This is a genomic window from Janthinobacterium sp. PSRC1-1 (genome assembly GCF_049897525.1).
Lineage (GTDB): Bacteria > Pseudomonadota > Gammaproteobacteria > Burkholderiales > Burkholderiaceae_D > Janthinobacterium > Janthinobacterium tructae.
In genome coordinates this window covers 1-17,114 of record NZ_JAFCWK010000014.1, presented here as the reverse complement: position 1 = coordinate 17,114, position 17,114 = coordinate 1, and the positions used below count along the sequence as shown (strand labels likewise).

Below are 17,114 nucleotides of genomic sequence, written 5' to 3'. Positions count from 1 at the left end.
CATAAGCTGCAAATACACCAAAAGTCACATCAAACTGGCGACGACCAGGACCCGCAACACACATCATCGCACGGCACAGCGCCCGTCAATCTCTGGAGGAAGCATGAACCGCATTTTCAAACAGCTCGGCTGGGCAGCGCTTGCGCTTGCCGGCGCCGGATCCCTGGGCGTCGTCGCCCTGCAACGTGGCGAACCGATCAGCGCAATCTGGATCGTCATCGCCGCCGTCTGCGTCTACCTGATCGCCTACCGTTTCTACAGCCTGTTCATCGCCGACAAGGTGCTGGGTCTGGACGCACGCCGCATGACGCCGGCCTTCAAGCACAACGATGGCCTCGACCATGTGCCGACCAACAAGTATGTGCTGTTCGGCCACCATTTCGCCGCGATTGCCGGCGCCGGTCCCCTGGTCGGCCCCGTGCTGGCCGCGCAGATGGGCTATTTGCCGGGCATGCTGTGGATCTTGGCGGGCGTCGTGTTCGCGGGCGCCGTGCAGGATTTCATCGTGCTGTTCATTTCCATGCGCCGCGACGGCCGCTCGCTGGGCGACCTGATCAAGGCTGAACTGGGCGAAATTCCCGGCATGATTGCGCTCCTGGGCTGCTTCATGATCATGGTCATCATCCTGGCCGTGCTAGCCCTGATCGTCGTCAAGGCGCTGACCGGCTCCCCATGGGGCAGCTTCACCGTGATGGCGACGATTCCCATCGCCCTGTTCATGGGCGTGTACTCGCGCTTCATCCGCGTGGGCCGCATCGGCGAGATTTCCATCATCGGCTTCGTGCTGCTGATGCTGGCCATCATCGGCGGCCAATACGTGCAGGAACACGCGGTGCTCGGTCCGATGTTCACGTTCACGGGCACGGAACTGACGTGGATGCTGATCGGCTACGGCTTCATCGCTTCCGTGCTGCCCGTGTGGCTGCTGCTGGCGCCGCGCGACTACCTGTCGACTTTCCTGAAAATCGGCACCATCCTGGGCCTGGCCATCGGCATCATCGTCGTCGCGCCTTACCTGAAAATGCCGGCCATGACCAAGTTCATCGACGGCTCCGGCCCCGTCTGGTCGGGCAATCTGTTCCCCTTCCTGTTCATCACGATCGCTTGCGGCGCCGTCTCCGGCTTCCACGCGCTGATTTCCTCGGGCACCACGCCGAAGATGATTGAAAACGAAAGCCACGCCCGCTTCATCGGCTATGGCGCCATGCTGATGGAATCGTTTGTGGCCATCATGGCCCTGGTGGCCGCCTCGACCATCGAGCCGGGCATCTATTTCGCCATGAACAGCCCGGCCGCCCTGATCGGCACTACAGCCGAGTCCGCCGCACAGGCGATCTCGCAATGGGGCTTCTATGTGACGCCGGAAATGCTGACGCAGACGGCCAAGGACGTCGGCGAGCACAGCATCATCTCGCGCGCCGGCGGCGCACCGACCCTGGCGGTCGGCATGGCGCAGATTCTCTCCGGCGCCATCGGCGGCAAGGCCATGATGGCCTTCTGGTATCACTTCGCCATCCTGTTCGAAGCGCTGTTCATCCTGACGGCCGTCGATGCGGGCACGCGTGCGGGCCGCTTCATGCTGCAAGACTTGCTGGGCAGCTTCGTGCCAGCGCTGAAACAGACGGAAAACGTCATCGCCAACCTGCTGGCCACGGGCCTGTGCGTGGCGGCCTGGGGCTACTTCCTGTACCAGGGCGTGGTCGATCCGTTGGGCGGCATCAACACCTTGTGGCCGCTGTTCGGCATCGCCAACCAGATGCTGGCGGCCATCGCGCTGATCCTCGGCACCTGCGTGCTGTTCAAGATGAAAAAAGGCCGCTATGCGTGGGTGACGATTACGCCGACCATCTGGCTGCTGCTGTGCACGTTGACGGCGGGCTGGCAAAAGATTTTCGACGCCAACCCGCGCGTCGGCTTCCTGGCGCATGCCAAGAAATACTCGGCGGCATTGGATGAAGGCACCCTGCTGGCGCCGGCCAAGTCGGTGGCGCAGATGCAGCAGATCATCTTCAACGATTACCTGGACGCCGGCCTGGCCGCCTTCTTCGTCATCGTCGTGATCAGCGTGCTGTTCTTCGGCATCCGCACCATCCTGAAGGCGCGCGCCGACAGCCAGCCGAGCACCAAGGAAACGCCGTTCCAGGCCTTGCCCACGGTGCAATGATGATCGACGAAATCATCAAGGCTGGACGGTATCTGGGGCAAAGCATGCGGCTCATGTGCGGCTTGCCCGAGTACGACACCTATGTGGCGCACCGGGAAGTGACCCATCCCGGCGAGCCGATGATGACGTATGAAGAGTTCTTCCGCGAACGGCAGGAAGCCCGCTACGGCGGAGCCGGCAAGCGCGGCGGCTGCTGTTAGGCTGACACCGGACCCAAGCTGCTGCGCGTCGGCATAGGTAGCCTGCGATGCTCACCGTACTAGAGTACGGTTGCGCTTCTCGGCCACCTCTGCCTTCCGCTCGCGACGCTTGGGTCCGGTGTTGTGACTCAGTATGAAGGGCGGTCTTGTTGGACCGCCCTATTTGTTTCATCTCGTGTAAGTTCCCCTCCCCTTTCTTCCATTAGACCCACATCAATATCTGGGTGTGTCTTCGCGTCTATATTTTTCCAATAGGAATTAAATAACAGTCAACGGACGACCGGGGAAGCAGCGAATTCATGTTCAATTTCCAACGCTCCAGCATCAGCCAGAAGCTGACCATGATCTCGGTACTGTCGTCGGGCTGTGCGCTGCTGCTGGTGTTCGTGGCGTTTGCGCTGACATCCGTGCTCAACCACAAGAACGATGAAGGCAAGCAATTGCTGTCGCTGGCGGGCGTGATCGGTGCGGCCAGCGCGGTGCCCTTGCTGGTGGGCAAATCGGCACAGCCACAGGCGGAGCAGGTGCTGGCCGCGCTGGCCGCGCGTGACGAGGTGGCCCAGGCGGCCCTGTTCGACCGGGGCGGGCGCCTGTTCGCCCTGTACCGCGCGCCGCAGCATGCGGACGGCCTGGCGGCGCCGGAAGACATGGATCCGGCCCTGCTGGCCGACATGGCCGTGCAGCCCGTCACGCAAGGCGCGGGCACGACCCTGGCGCCCGCCATGCGTTTGTACCGTCCCGTCTACCGGCCGGACGAGCCGCAGCAAATCATCGGCGCCGTGCTGATCGAGGCGGACCTGAACCACATGTGGCGCGACATCGGCCGCCACGTGGGCGCCATCGGCGGCGCCACCGTGCTGTCCTTCCTGATCGCCGTCTTCCTCGCGCGGCGCTTCAAGAGCGTGATCGCCGAACCGATCACCAAGCTGATCGATACGGCGCAAAAAGTGTCGAGCAGCCAGACCTACAGCCACCGCATCGCGCACCAGCGCAGCGACGAGCTGGGCGTGCTGATCGACAGTTTCAACGATATGCTGGCGCAGATCGACAGCCGCGACAGCACCCTGGCCAATTACCGCGACCAGCTCGAACGCCAGGTGGGCGTGCGCACGGCGCAGCTGGAAAAGGCCAAGGATGCGGCCGAGGCGGCCAGCCAGGCGAAAAGCGCGTTTCTTGCCACCATGAGCCATGAAATCCGCACACCGATGAATGGCGTGCTGGGCATGACGGAACTGCTGCTGGCCAGCCCTTTGAGCCCGCAGCAGCGCCACTACACGAGCATGGTGCAGCGCTCTGGGCAAAATTTGCTGGTGATCATCAACGACATCCTCGATTTCTCCAAGATCGAGGCGGGCAAGCTGAGTGTGGAATACATCCGCTTCAATTTCCGCGAATTGCTCGACGACATAGAACACGTGTTCGCGCCGCAGGCGGAAGCAAAAAACATCAGCCTGGAATTCGATATCGCGTTTGACATTCCCATCGCCATCTGCGGCGACCCGAACCGTTTGCGCCAGATCATCGTCAATCTGCTGGGCAATGCCATCAAGTTCACGGAAACGGGCAAGGTCACCGTGAAAGTGACCGTGTGCAGCGAAGACGCGCCCAGCGTGGGCTTGCGCTTCGAGGTGCACGACACGGGTATCGGCGTGTCGAGCGAGGCGCAGACGCGCATCTTCGAATCGTTCTCGCAGGCCGATGGTTCGACCACGCGCAAGCACGGCGGCACGGGCCTGGGCTTGACGATCTCGAAACAGCTGGTGGAGCTGATGGGCGGCACTATCGGCGTCGATAATGCTTTAACGCAAGGATCGATCTTCTGGTTCGAAGTAAATTTCGATAAGCGGCGGGTCGACAACGATGACCCATCCTTCAACCTGAAAACCACACGAGGGTTACGCGCCTTGATCGTCGATCACACCCCCGCCACGCGCGCCGTGCTGGAGCGGCAGCTGGCCAGCTGGCACATCGTCAGCGACAGCGCCGGCACGGCCAGCGACTGCCTGGGCAAGCTGCGCGCGGCCGCGCAGGCGGGCACGCCGTATGCCGTGGCCCTGCTCGACATGGAATTGCCGCGCACCAGCGGCCTGGCCCTGGCCGCCACCATCAAGAGCGACCCGCTGCTGGCCGACCTCAAATTACTGCTGCTGAGCACGGAACAGGCGGCGGCCGATCCCGTGCAGCGGCGCGAGGCGGGCGTGGCCTTCCAGCTGATCAAGCCGGCCCGCGAATGCGACCTGTTCGACTGCATCGTCACGCCGCCGCGCGCCAGCGAGGGCATGCGCATCCATCCGCCGCACGCGGCCCGTCAGGTGGGCCGGCGCCAGCGCCGCCGCGTGCTGCTGGCCGAGGACAATCCCGTCAACGTGGAAGTGGCGCTGGCCATGCTCGACAGCCTGGGCCTGGACGTGGTGTGTGCGCACAACGGCGAAGAAGCCTTGCAGGCGGCGCAGGCCGAGGATTTCGATCTGATCCTGATGGACTGCCAGATGCCCGTGATGGACGGCTTTGCCGCCACGGCGGAAATCCGCCGCCATGAACAGCAGTGCGGCCACGCGCGCGTGCTGCCGATCGTCGCCATCACGGCCAATGCGCTGCAGGGTGACCGCGAAGCGTGCCTGGCGGCCGGCATGGACGATTACCTGAGTAAACCTTTTACGCAGCAGGACCTGGGCCACACGATTGCGCGCTGGATCACCCTGCCGCGCGCGGCCACCGTGCACCACAGCGAGGCGCCGCAGGCGCAAACACCGCCAGCGCCTGTGGACGTGCCGCCCGAACCGCCGCCCGAGGTAACGCCGCCAGCGAGCCAGCCGCTGAACCGGCAGGCGCTGGAAAACATCCGCGCCCTGTCGCGCACCGATGGCGATGCGCTATTGGAGCGCGTCATCCTGGCGTTTACCAGCGAGACGCCGCGCCAGTTGAGCGCCATGCGCGCAGCGATTGCCGGCGCGGATGCGGAAGCGCTGCGCAAGGTGGCGCACAGCCTCAAGTCGGGCAGCGCCAACGTGGGCGCCGACGGCCTGGCGCAGCTGTGCAAGGAGATGGAAAAACTGGGCCGCACCGGCAGTACCGAGGGCGCGGCTCCCCTGCTGCAGCAGATGCAGCAAGCCTTCCTGGCCGTACGCGAATCGCTGAACGCCATCCTCGTGAAGGAACACTGACATGACAGCGCCCCTCCCTCCTCCACGCGGCCTGGTGCTGGTGGCCGACGACGATCCCGTGATGCGCTTGCTGATGCGGCAAATGCTCACCCAGGTAGGCCTGGACGTGATCGAGGCCGAAGACGGCGTGCAGGCGCTGGCCAGCTACAAGCACAGCGGGCCGGACCTGGTCATGCTCGACGTCGACATGCCGGCCCTGGACGGCTTTGCCGTGTGCCGCGAAATCCGCCGCCAGGAAGTGGGCGGCACCGTGCCCATCATCATGGTCACGGGCGGCGACGAGCTGGAAGCGGTCACGCACGCCTACGAGGTGGGCGCCACCGACTTCATTTCCAAGCCCATCAACTGGCCCATCCTCGGTCACCGCGTGCTGTACGTGCTGCGCGCCAGCGACGCCATCGCCCGCCTGCGCATCGCCGACGCGCACAACCGCGCCGTGCTGGCCGCCATCCCCGACACCTTCTTTCGCCTCAATCGCGAAGGCTTTTACCTCGACTATGAACAGGGGCACGACGCCAGCGCGGGCTTTTCCCTCAGCGACTGCGTGGGCAGCCATATCGGCGACGTGCTGCCGCCCGAAATCGCCGCGCGCCTGCTGGACAAGGCGCGCGCCGTGCTGACCACGCAGCATATCGGCTCGGTCGACTACACGCTCACGCACGAGGACAGCACGCGCCATTTCGAGGCGCGCCTGGTGGCGACGGGCGCCGACGAGGTGCTGGGCCTGGTACGCGACATCAGCGAGCGCAAGCGCACGGAAGAGCAGATCCGCCGCCTCGCCTATTGCGACAGCCTGACGGGCATCCCCAACCGCCAGGCCTTCCTGGAAACGCTGGAACGCGAACTGCTGCGCTCGAAAGAACACGACAAGAAATTCGCCGTGCTGTTCATGGACCTCGATGCCTTCAAGCGCATCAACGACACCCTGGGCCACGACGTGGGCGACCATCTGCTCAAGGTGGTGTCCGAGCGCCTGCGCGAAACCATCCGCCCCAGCGACCTGGTGCTGCGCGCCGAACACGAGTTTGAGGCCAGCTTCGGCGGCAGCAACCTGGCGCGCCTGGGCGGCGACGAATTCACGATTTTGATTCCCGACCTGGAACGGGTGGAAGATGCGCTGAACGTGGCGCACCGGGTCAAGGAAGCCATGCGCCGGCCCTTCATGATCGAGGCGCACGAGATTTTCGTCACGGCCAGCATCGGCATTTCGCTGTATCCGGAAGATGGCGAGGACTGCAATTCGCTGTTGAAATATGCGGACACGGCCATGTACCACGCGAAGAACTGCGGCAAGAACAACGCCAAGCTGTACAGCTCATCGCTGACGATGGAAATCATGAGCCACGTCAAGATGGAAGTGGGTCTGCGCAAAGCCTTGCAAAACAACGAGCTGTACCTGCTGTACCAGCCGCAGATCGACGTGCCCAGCACGCAGATCGTCGGCGTGGAAGCGCTGATCCGCTGGCGCCATCCCGAGCGGGGCATCATTTCACCCACGGAATTCATCCCGCTGGCCGAAGAGACGGGGCTGATCGTGCCCATCGGCGAATGGGTGCTGCGCACGGCGTGCAACCAGGCCAAGGCCTGGCAAAACGATGGCGGACGCGCCATCCGCATGGCCGTCAACCTGTCGGCCAAGCAATTCAAGGATGAAAACCTGATGCAGATCGTGCTCTCGGCCCTGGCCGATACGGGCCTCGATGCGCGCCTGCTGGAACTCGAATTGACGGAGGGCACCCTGATGGACGATGCGCGCGCCACCATGGTGACCTTGGAGCAATTGCGCGGCATCGGCGTGTACCTGTCGATCGACGACTTCGGCACGGGATATTCTTCAATGAATTACTTGAAACGCTTCGACGTGCGGGCCTTGAAGATCGACAAGAGCTTTATCGCCGGCTTGCCGCAGGATACGGAAAACGCGGCCATCACGCGCGCCATCATCGCCATGGCGCATGGCTTGAAAATGGTGGTGGTGGCCGAGGGCGTGGAGACGGACGAGCAGCTGGTGATGCTGGAAGAATACGGCTGCGACATGGCGCAAGGCTATTTCCTGGGCCACCCGTCGCCGCATGACACGATCACGGCCATGCTGGCCAAGCAGGCGGGCCAGCTGGCCAGCCTGGAAACTAGAGCACTTCGAAGGCAAGGATTTGCGTGACTTGCTGCGGATTAAAATTATCGTCGGAAATCATCACCAGGCTGCGGCGGCCGTTTTCCAGGCGCGGGCCCCAGCTGATGCCTTCGATATTGTCGATTCTTGCCAGGCCGATCTTTTCCAGGTCCAGCAGCAGGCGCTTGCGCGCCGGCACATAAGCCGCGCCCGCCAGCGCCGGGATGGACTGGATGTCGCTGGCGCCAGCCGTGTCCATCGCATAGATGCGCACGTGATTCCTGTAGATGCCGTCGGCGTTTGCCACGCCGGCCCGTTCCACCACCAGCACCTGATGGTCGTTGACGGCGAGGATTTCCGACACGCCATTGTCCGCCTCGCGCCCCGGTGCGGGCCGCGACGCCACCGGCTCGATCGGATACGCATACTGGCGCAGCACGGTGCCGGCGCGGTCCAGGCGCGTGATGCGCACCACGGAACCAATCTCGGGCGTGGCCAGCGGGCCATCCTGGTACAGCGCCGCTTCCATGCCCAGCCACAGGCTCTTGCCATCCGAGGAAAACGACAGTGCCTCGAAGCTCATGTTGTTGCGCGAGCCAATTTCTTCCTGCGAGACCTTGAACATGGCCGGCGTGGGCAAGGTGGCCAGGTAGTGGCCGCGGCTATCGGCGTGGCGCACGAACGGGTGCAGACCCACCTTGCGGTTGCCTTCGCTGCCGTACCACAGGCTGCCGTCCTGCGGATCGACACGGATGGTTTCGATGTCGGGCACCTGCTCGCCACGATCGAGCCTGGCATGCGCCAGGTTCGGATAGCGGCTGCCGTCGGGCTGCGTGAAGAAATGCACGCTGTTCAATGTCACGCCCGTAAATGCATGACTGTCGTAGCTGAGCGTGGCGCGGTAGAAGCGGGCCGGATTGATTTCCGAGCGGTCATCGCTTTCCATCACCCAGCTCTTGTTGGTGGCATCGTAGTCGATGCCGGACAAGCCGCCCACGGTGGTGCCTTCGAACGCCTGTTTCAAGGCGATGCGCTGCTCGCCGATCAGGCGCAGGCCGGCAATCGGCGCGTCGTGCGGGAAGCTGGCGCAGGCGGAGAGGAGGATGGCGGCGGACGCCAGGGCAAGCGCGGTACGGAAAAATCGATGCATGACAGGTATCAGTGAATTGCGTAGGTCGGCTTAGCGCGAAGCGCGTAAGCCGACAACATTGTTGGCTTGGTTGGTGGTGGTGTCGGTAACGTGGCGTGGTGGTGTCGGATTACGCGGCTACGCCGCTAATCCGACCTACCCGACCTACCCGACATTCATCTATCTGCTGCTGCCTATACCACCCCATCGGCCTTGAGCCGCGCGATAGCGGCCGCGTCATAGCCGAGCGACGCCAGCACCTCGTCGTTGTGCTGGCCCAGGGTCGGCCCCAGCCACTGCGTCTTGCCCGGCGTGGCGGACAGTTTCGGGCTGATGGCGGGCAATTTGACGGGCGTGCCGTCGGCGAAATGGTGTTGTTCGAACATGTCGCGGGCGAGAAACTGCGGATCGCTCAGCATGTCTCGCACGGAGTAAATTTTTCCGGACGGCACGTCGGCCGCCTTCAGCACGGCCAGCGCGCTGTCGATCGTGTGCGTGGCGCACCAGGCGCCGATCGCGTCGTCGATTTCCTGCGTGCGCGCGACGCGGCCGTCGTTGCGCGCCAGCTGCGGGTCGCCCGCCATGTCGATGCGGCCCATGGCCAGCATCAAGCGCTTGAAGATGGCGTCGCCGTTGCCGGCAATCACAATGTTTTCGCCGTCGCCCGTGGTGTAGGTATTCGAGGGCACGATGCCGGGCAAGGAACCGCCCGTGCGCTCGCGCACCACGCCCGCCTGGTCGTATTCGGGCACCAGGGACTCCATCAGGTTGAACACGGATTCATACAGGGCCACGTCGACCATCTGCCCTTCCCCGGAGGCCACCCCGCCGGTCACGTCGCGGTGGCGCAGCGCCATCATGGCGCCGATCACGCCATGCAGGGCCGCCACCGAGTCGCCGATCGACACGCCCACGCGCACAGGTGGTCGGTCGGCAAAGCCGGACACATAGCGCAGGCCGCCCATCGATTCGCCGATGGCGCCGAAACCGGGCAAATCCTTCATCGGCCCCGTCTGGCCAAAGCCGGACAGGCGCACCATGATCAGGGACGGCTTGATCTGCTTGAGCTGCTCGTAGCCAAGATCCCACTTTTCCAGCACGCCAGGGCGGTAATTCTCGACGATGATGTCCGCTTCGAGGGCCAGCTGGCGCGCGATGGCGCGGCCTTCGGGCGTCTTCAGGTTCAAGGTCAGACTTTTCTTGTTGCGTGCCTGCACCGACCACCACAGCGACGTGCCATCTTTCAGCACGCGCCAGGTACGGATGGGGTCGCCACCATCGGGCGATTCGATCTTGATCACGTCGGCGCCGAATTCGGCCAGCATGCGGGCGCAGAACGGCCCCGCGATCAGGGTGCCCAGTTCCAGCACTTTAATGCCCGCCAAAGGACCAGCCGACGTTTTCTCTTGCATGATTTAGGTTGCCCTGCGGTCGAGCATCGCGCGGGCAATCGTGCCCGCGTCGACGTATTCCAGTTCGCCGCCCACGGGCACGCCGCGGGCCAGGCGGCTCACGCGCAAGCCCCGCGCCTTCAGCATTTCGCTGATGTAGTGGGCCGTCGCTTCGCCTTCATTCGTGAAATTGGTGGCCAGCACCACTTCACCGACTACGCCATCGTTGGCGCGACCCAGTAATTTTTCGAGGTGGATGTCTTTCGGGCCGATGCCGTCGAGCGGAGAGAGCCGCCCCATGAGCACGAAATACAGGCCCTTGTAGGTGAGCGTCTGCTCGATCATCAGCTGGTCGGCGGGCGTTTCCACCACGCACAGCAAGCGCTTGTCGCGCTCTTCGTCGAGACAGGTCTCGCACACTTCGTGTTCGGTAAAGGTATTGCACAGGCCGCAGTGATGCACGGCATCGACGGCCTGGAACAGGGCGCGCGACAGCATGGCCGCGCCTTCCCTATCGTGCTGCAACAAATGAAATGCCATCCGCTGCGCCGACTTGGGGCCGACGCCGGGCAGGCGCCGCAGCGCCTCGGTCAAAAATTCAAGCGACTTGGACATGGATCAACCCTGCCCCGTGCCACAGATCGAGCGCATGCGGGATTGCATCAGAATGGCATTTTGAAGCCGGCTGGCAAGTTCATGCCGCCGGTCAAGCCTGCCATTTTTTCCGCGGACGTCGCTTCCGCCTTGCGCACGGCGTCGTTGAAGGCGGCAGCGACCAGGTCTTCCAGCATGTCCTTGTCGTCGGCCAGCAGCGACGGGTCGATGGAGACGCGCTTGACGTCGTTCTTGCACGTCATGACGATTTTCACCAGGCCGGCGCCGGACTGGCCTTCCACTTCCACCAGCGCCAGTTGTTCCTGGGCCTTTTTCATGTTGTCTTGCATTGTTTGCGCCTGCTTCATCAGGCCAGCCAGTTGATTTTTCATCATGAGAATGCTCCGTTAATTCAGTTTGTGAGTGTGGTAATCATCAATGCAGGGTCGGCGCGGCGGAGCCGGCCGGTGCAGGGGTAATCGTTCCCGGCACGACAAAAGCGTCGAATGCACGCTTCATGTCGAGCACGAAGGGATCGCTGGCGATGGTTTCTTCCGCTTGCAGCTGGCACGCCTCGCGGTGTGCCTGCGCTTCCGCGCTGGCCGTGTACCAGACGGCGCCCAGTTCCGTGTCGACCGCGACCTTGCGGCCGAAGCGCTCGGTCAGCGCGGCCGCCAGTTTTTCCACGTTGGCCGGGCTGCGCCACGTATCGATCGGCACGCGCAGGCGGAACGTGGTGCTGTGGCCATCGTGCAGGCATTCGATCAGCTCGGCCTGCACGGCCAGCTGCTGGGCCACGCCGCGCAAGGGCAGCACGGCGGCGACGGCCGGCCAGTTGCCATCCCAGTCCAGGCCAGGCACGGGCGTGATCACGTACGGCCCGCTGGGCGCGGCTTGCTTGGCGGCGCGCTGCGGCATGACGACGGCGGGCTGCTCGGCACTTTGCGCGGCGGGCGCCGACACGGCGGCCGAGGCGCTGTCGTCGGAAAATTCGGTGACCCACGGCGGCAAGTCGTCATCGGCGGGCGCCTGCTGTGGCGCTGCCTGGCGTGCCGGCTGTACGGGCGCGGGTGCGGGCGCTTCCATCACGGCGACGGGCGGCGCATCGTCCCACGGCGCAGGCGCTTTCGCGGCGGCCGGTGGTGGCGATGCAGCCTGGACCGGTGCGGCCGGCGCGGCGACGGCAGCGACAGGCTCCGCTGCCGGTGCCGCCGGCTTGGGTGCCGATGTCGGCGCCGATGGCGCGCTGCCCGGACGGCCTTTCGAGGCGGCGCGGGCCGCTTCCAGCGCCGCATTGATGGCGGCACGCGCGGAACTGATGGGCGCGCCCGAGGCTGCCGGCGCTGCCGGGGCAGCCGGCGGCGGCGCGGGGGCGGCTACTGGTGCCGGCGCCGGTGCAGCTGCGCGTGGCGGCGGCGCTTCGCTGCGCGCCATGCTGGCGGCAGCGGCGGCCACGACGGCGGGCGGGGTCACGGTTGCATGGCTGGCAACGCTGTTGGTGGCGGCGCGGGAGGCCGGTGCGGATGCGCCAGCGGCGGCGCGCGCGGCGGCGACAGCGGCGGGACGGTGGCCCGTTGCAGCGGCTGGTGCCGCCGCCGGCACGCCATCGGCGCCGCCTATGCCAGGCCGAAAGGCCAGCATGCGCAGCAAGGTCATGGTAAAGCCCGCGTACTCGTCGGGCGCCAGGCCCAGTTCATTGCGGCCATGCACGGCGATCTGGTAAAACAGTTGCACTTCTTCCGCGTCAAACGCGGCAGACAGGCGCACGATATCCGCGTATTCCGGCAAATCCTGCGGCAAGGCGGCGGGCACGGTTTGCGCCAGCGCAATGCGGTGCAACAAAGTGCCCAGATCCTGCAGCGCGCCGTTATACGACAGGCTGCGCGAAGCCATCTCGTCGGCCACGGCCAGCAAGTCGGCGCCGTCCTGCTGCGCCAGCGCGTCGAGCAGGCGCACCAGATACGACTGGTCGAGCGCGCCCAGCATGCCCTGCACGGCGTCAAGCGTCACTGCGCCGGCCGCATACGCGATGGCCTGGTCCGTCAGCGACAGCGCATCGCGCATGGAACCGTGGGCGCCCTGGGCCAGCAGGCGCAAGGCCGGCTGTTCGAAATCGATGCCTTCCTGGCCCAGGATATTGTCCAGGTGACTGATGATGTGGCCGGGCGGCATCTGCTTGAGGTTGAACTGCAGGCAGCGCGACAGCACGGTCACGGGAATCTTTTGCGGGTCCGTCGTGGCCAGGATGAACTTGACGTGTTCAGGCGGCTCTTCCAGCGTCTTCAGCATGGAATTGAACGCGTGGTTGGTCAGCATGTGCACCTCATCGATCATGTAGACCTTGAAGCGCGCATTGCTGGGCGCGTAGACCGCCTGTTCCAGCAGCTGCGCCATTTCATCGACGCCGCGGTTCGACGCCGCATCCATCTCTATATAGTCGACAAAGCGTCCCGCGTCGATCGCCGTGCACGCTTCGCACACGCCGCAAGGCTGGGCCGTGATGCCGCCCGTGCCATCGGGGCCGATGCAATTGAGCGACTTGGCCAGGATACGCGACAGGGTCGTCTTGCCGACGCCGCGCGTGCCCGTGAACAGGTAGGCGTGATGCAATCGGCCGCTGTGCAAGGCATGCGTGAGCGCGCGCACGACGTGCTCCTGGCCGACGAGCGTCTCGAAATTCTTGGGGCGGTATTTACGGGCGAGGACTTGATAGGACATGCTGAGATTTTACCATGCGATTTTGCGGGTGATCCTGCGCGGCGGGCGCAAGCCTCATGGCCGGGCCACATTCAAATATGGCAAACGCGGCAAAGCAGCAATTGTATAACATGGAGAGTGGCATTCTGGAAAATCAGGCAAGCATGCGGACTGGCAAAACACAGCGCCGCAAAACAAAAAAGCCGCCAACGGCAGCTTTACTGTTTGTTTCCCGAAGGAGGCGAGCCTGATCTGCGGCACTCATGGATAATAGCCGTGGCTGCTTCGTTCCCGACCTGACCAGGTTAGCCATGCCACGATGCGCAGGGGCCCGCCAGGGACAATTATAACCGGTCTGCGCAAGATTGGGAAATTGCCGTGTCAATGCTGCGTACGTCGGCGTACGTCGGCGTACGTCGGCGTAGGTCGGCGTAGGTCGGCTTAGGCCGCAGGCCGTAAGCCGACACTGCTGAGTACGCGGCCGACACTGCTGAATACGCAGATCGTGAACATGCAAGCACCGCAACGTCGGGTTACGCGCAAGCGCTAACCCGATCTACAGCCCCAGCTCTTGCCAGATACCATCCACCCTGGCCTTCACTTCCGGCGTCATGGCAATCGTCGTGCCCCACTCGCGCGTCGTTTCGCCCGGCCATTTATTCGTCGCGTCGATGCCCATCTTGCTGCCCAGGCCGCTGATGGGCGAGGCGAAATCCAGGTAGTCGATCGGCGTGTTGTCGACCAGGGTGGTGTCGCGAATGGGGTCGACGCGCGTGGTGATGGCCCAGATCACCTCTTTCCAGTCGCGGATATTGACGTCTTCGTCGACCACCACGATGAATTTGGTATACATGAACTGGCGCAGGAAGCTCCACACGCCGAACATCACGCGCTTGGCGTGGCCAGCGTACTGCTTCTTGATCTGCACCACGGCCATGCGGTAGCTGCAGCCTTCGGGCGGCAGATAGAAATCCGTGATTTCGCTGAACTGCTTTTGCAGCAAAGGTACGAACACTTCGTTCAGCGCCAGCCCCAGCACGGCCGGCTCGTCAGGCGGCTTGCCCGTGTACGTGGAGTGGTAGATCGGGTCGCGGCGCATGGTGATGCGGTCGATGGTAAACACGGGGAAACTGTCCTGCTCATTATAGTAGCCCGTGTGGTCGCCATACGGCCCTTCCAGCGCGTGCTCGTAGCCGCTCGGATGGTTTTCATCCGGGTAGATATGGCCTTCGAGCACGATTTCGGCCGAGGCGGGCACGCGCAGCTCGCTGCCAATCGCTTTTACCAATTCGGTGCGGCTGCCGCGCAGCAAGCCGGCGAACTGGTATTCCGACAGACTGTCCGGCACCGGCGTGACGGCCCCTAATATAGTAGCGGGATCGGCGCCGAGCGCGACGGCGATCGGATACGGCTTGCCCTTGCTTTGAATCGCATGCTCGCGGAAGTCCAGCGCCCCGCCCCGGTGCGCCAGCCAGCGCATGATGACCTTGTTGCGTCCCAGTACTTGCTGACGATAGATGCCCAGGTTTTGCCGCTTCTTGTTCGGCCCCTTGGTGATCACCAGGCCCCAGGTGATCAGGGGCGCGATATCGCCGGGCCAGCAATGCTGGATGGGCAGGCGCGCCAGATCGACGTCATTGCCTTCCCAGACGATTTCCTGGCACTTCGCGCCGCGCAACTCTTTCGGCGACATGTCCCACACGGATTTCACCAGCGAACCGAGGCCCAGCAAGTCCTTGAAATCCTTCGGCGGTTCCGGCTCTTTCAGGCGCGCCAGCACATGGCCGATCTTGCGCAACTCGCTGACGTCTTCCGCGCCCATGCCCAGCGCCACGCGGCGCGTGGTGCCGAACAGATTGCCCAGCACCGGCATGTCGTATCCCGTCGGATTGTTGAACAGCAAGGCCGGTCCGCCAGCGCGCAAGGTGCGGTCGCACACCTCCGTCATCTCCAAAATCGGCGAAATGGGGGTCGAAATAGGCTTAAGTTCACCCATTTGTTGCAGCTGAGAAATAAAATCTCGCAAATCTGAATATTTCATGTGTTTTTAATTTTTTTTGACGTCGGACGCCGTTGCTGAAGGATCTATGCCAAGTAATTGATTTTATTGGCTTTTGGCACAATGCAAGACAAAAAGTAAGACATAAAAGTAATAAAGAATCGATTCGTTAGTATTGACTTGATATAAAACGGCTTCTACAATTCGCCCAACTTGAAAGAGCACGCCGGCCCAGGGCTTGATTTTAGCGTTTCTCTTTCATTCACGGAGTCGGGGCTCCACATGACATTTTAAGGAGTGTTTTCAAAAGGCGTCTGCCTTACCCCCGGTAAAAGTTGTATTGCGACTGATCCAATACCAGCATGGGACCGATCAGCTCAAGCAAGCAATGACGGCGTTTCTCGCACGCATCCATACGCGGCGGAAACGATGATATTTCTGATGCACGGCATTGGCAGTACCCACAACACCGCGAGACCGCGGAGGGGCTGCCTGTTGACGCGACATTTCGGGGAACTCTATGACTCATCGTAGCACTGAAGCAGCATTGCCTGCTTCAACCGTGGCTGGCCAGCCAGCGTTGGCGCGTTTGCGCGCCCGCGCACAAGCCATTTCCGCACGTGGCGTATTGACCACGGCGCAACACACACTGACAGTCTTCGGCATTTCCGCCCTGGCACTGATCGCCCTGCTGATGTTCCGCCCGGACCTGGGCAAGCAACTGACGCACAGCCTGTTCCCGCTGCCGATGGCAGAGGCGCAAGCCGTTGAAGCGCCGGCCCTGTCGGCACTCATGGAAGCGCCTGCTTCCGTGCAAATGGCCGCCGCCAACGAGGCACCGTTGAGCAAGGAAGAAAAAGCCTTGCTGGGCACGCAAAAGCAGCAGCAATGGGTCACCAACTGGCTCTCCAAGCGCTACCGCGTGGCCAACGATGCGACCAACATGCTCGTCTCGACGGCGTACCTGACGGCCCGCGAAATCAAGCTGGACCCGCTGCTGATCCTGGCCGTGATGGCCATCGAATCGGGCTTGAACCCGTTCGCGGAAAGCCCGGTCGGCGCACAAGGCTTGATGCAAGTCATGTCGAAAGTGCACCATGAGCGCTTCCAGGAAATGGGCGGCGTGCAAGCAGCCCTGAACCCGGTGGCCAACATCCGCGTCGGCTCCCTGATCCTGAAAGACTACGTCACGCGTGGCGGTTCCGTCGAAGCGGGCTTGAAAACCTATGTCGGCGCCGCCAACTTCGCCACCGACTCGGGCTACGGCTCGCGCGTGCTGGCCGAATACCGCCGCCTCAAGCAAGTATCGGCTGGTCAGCGCGTGCCGACCTCGACGCCGGTGATGGCATCGAACACGCCAGCGCCAGCGAAGGCGCCTGCAGCGGAAAGCGGCAGCATCACCATCAAGATTGCACCACATAACGAGATCGCCGGCCTGTGACCCTTTAAAAGCCCTCACAGGGGTATCCAAAAAGCAGCACCCAAAAATAGCACCCAATGAAAAAGCCACCGCACGCAAGTGCCGGTGGCTTTTTTGTTGCCCTTGACCCATCCTGGAATAAGTTGACACTTTTTCGATGCAGAGAAGGAGTGTCAAATGGAACAAGGGTTTAGGCGCAGCCAGCGCGATTACAGTCTGGCTTTTAAATTGAGCGTTGTCGAG

The 17,114-nt window shown here is 63.2% G+C and carries 11 protein-coding genes and 1 other RNA gene; 5 read left to right on the top strand and 7 right to left on the bottom strand.

Annotated elements, in window-relative coordinates; all coding sequences use genetic code 11:
- Nucleotides 1-103 precede the first annotated feature (103 nt).
- The 4 genes from ACP7DW_RS24070 (at nt 104) to ACP7DW_RS24055 (ending at nt 7,689) form a co-directional block, all read left to right on the top strand.
- Nucleotides 104-2,164 (top strand): carbon starvation CstA family protein, encoded by a 2,061-nt coding sequence (locus tag ACP7DW_RS24070; protein ID WP_426057045.1) that lies wholly within the window; start codon nt 104-106, stop codon nt 2,162-2,164.
- A complete protein-coding gene (locus tag ACP7DW_RS24065; protein ID WP_010396213.1) occupies nt 2,164-2,364 on the top strand; it encodes a YbdD/YjiX family protein in 201 nt (66 codons plus the stop codon). The genes ACP7DW_RS24070 and ACP7DW_RS24065 overlap by 1 nt, the downstream gene beginning before the upstream one ends.
- Before the next feature lie 299 nt (nt 2,365-2,663).
- Entirely contained in the window at nt 2,664-5,528 is a 2,865-nt protein-coding gene (locus ACP7DW_RS24060; protein ID WP_426057046.1) for a response regulator, read from the top strand.
- A 1-nt stretch (nt 5,529) separates the two neighbouring features.
- Nucleotides 5,530-7,689, top strand: a complete 2,160-nt coding sequence (locus tag ACP7DW_RS24055) for a putative bifunctional diguanylate cyclase/phosphodiesterase (protein WP_426057047.1) — start codon at nt 5,530-5,532, stop codon at nt 7,687-7,689.
- Here the strand turns inward: ACP7DW_RS24055 and ACP7DW_RS24050 are convergent.
- From ACP7DW_RS24050 to ubiD, 7 genes are all read right to left on the bottom strand, one after another.
- Nucleotides 7,658-8,791, bottom strand: a complete 1,134-nt coding sequence (locus tag ACP7DW_RS24050) for an esterase-like activity of phytase family protein (RefSeq protein WP_426057048.1) — start codon at nt 8,789-8,791, stop codon at nt 7,658-7,660. The two genes, ACP7DW_RS24055 and ACP7DW_RS24050, sit on opposite strands and share 32 nt — an antisense overlap.
- A gap of 173 nt (nt 8,792-8,964) precedes the next feature.
- Nucleotides 8,965-10,182: a CaiB/BaiF CoA transferase family protein gene (locus ACP7DW_RS24045; protein ID WP_426057049.1), complete on the bottom strand. Its 1,218-nt coding sequence runs from the start codon at nt 10,180-10,182 to the stop codon at nt 8,965-8,967.
- Between the two features lie 3 nt (nt 10,183-10,185).
- Nucleotides 10,186-10,776: a recombination mediator RecR gene (gene recR / locus ACP7DW_RS24040; protein WP_071078710.1), complete on the bottom strand. Its 591-nt coding sequence runs from the start codon at nt 10,774-10,776 to the stop codon at nt 10,186-10,188.
- 47 nt (nt 10,777-10,823) lie between these two features.
- A complete protein-coding gene (locus tag ACP7DW_RS24035; RefSeq protein ID WP_096234483.1) occupies nt 10,824-11,150 on the bottom strand; it encodes a YbaB/EbfC family nucleoid-associated protein in 327 nt (108 codons plus the stop codon).
- Nucleotides 11,151-11,190: 40 nt separating this feature from the next.
- On the bottom strand, nt 11,191-13,473 hold the full coding sequence (locus ACP7DW_RS24030; protein ID WP_426057050.1) for a DNA polymerase III subunit gamma/tau: 2,283 nt from the start codon (nt 13,471-13,473) through the stop codon (nt 11,191-11,193).
- A 216-nt stretch (nt 13,474-13,689) separates the two neighbouring features.
- Nucleotides 13,690-13,788: signal recognition particle sRNA small type (gene ffs / locus ACP7DW_RS24025), an RNA gene on the bottom strand.
- 220 nt (nt 13,789-14,008) lie between these two features.
- Nucleotides 14,009-15,493 carry a 4-hydroxy-3-polyprenylbenzoate decarboxylase gene (gene ubiD / locus ACP7DW_RS24020; RefSeq protein WP_426057051.1) on the bottom strand — a complete coding sequence of 495 codons (1,485 nt, stop codon included), beginning with the start codon at nt 15,491-15,493 and terminating at the stop codon, nt 14,009-14,011.
- Between the two features lie 478 nt (nt 15,494-15,971).
- Here ubiD and ACP7DW_RS24015 point away from each other — a divergent pair, with 478 nt between their 5' ends.
- Entirely contained in the window at nt 15,972-16,892 is a 921-nt protein-coding gene (locus ACP7DW_RS24015; RefSeq protein WP_426057052.1) for a transglycosylase SLT domain-containing protein, read from the top strand.
- The last annotated feature ends 222 nt before the right edge of the window (nt 16,893-17,114 follow it).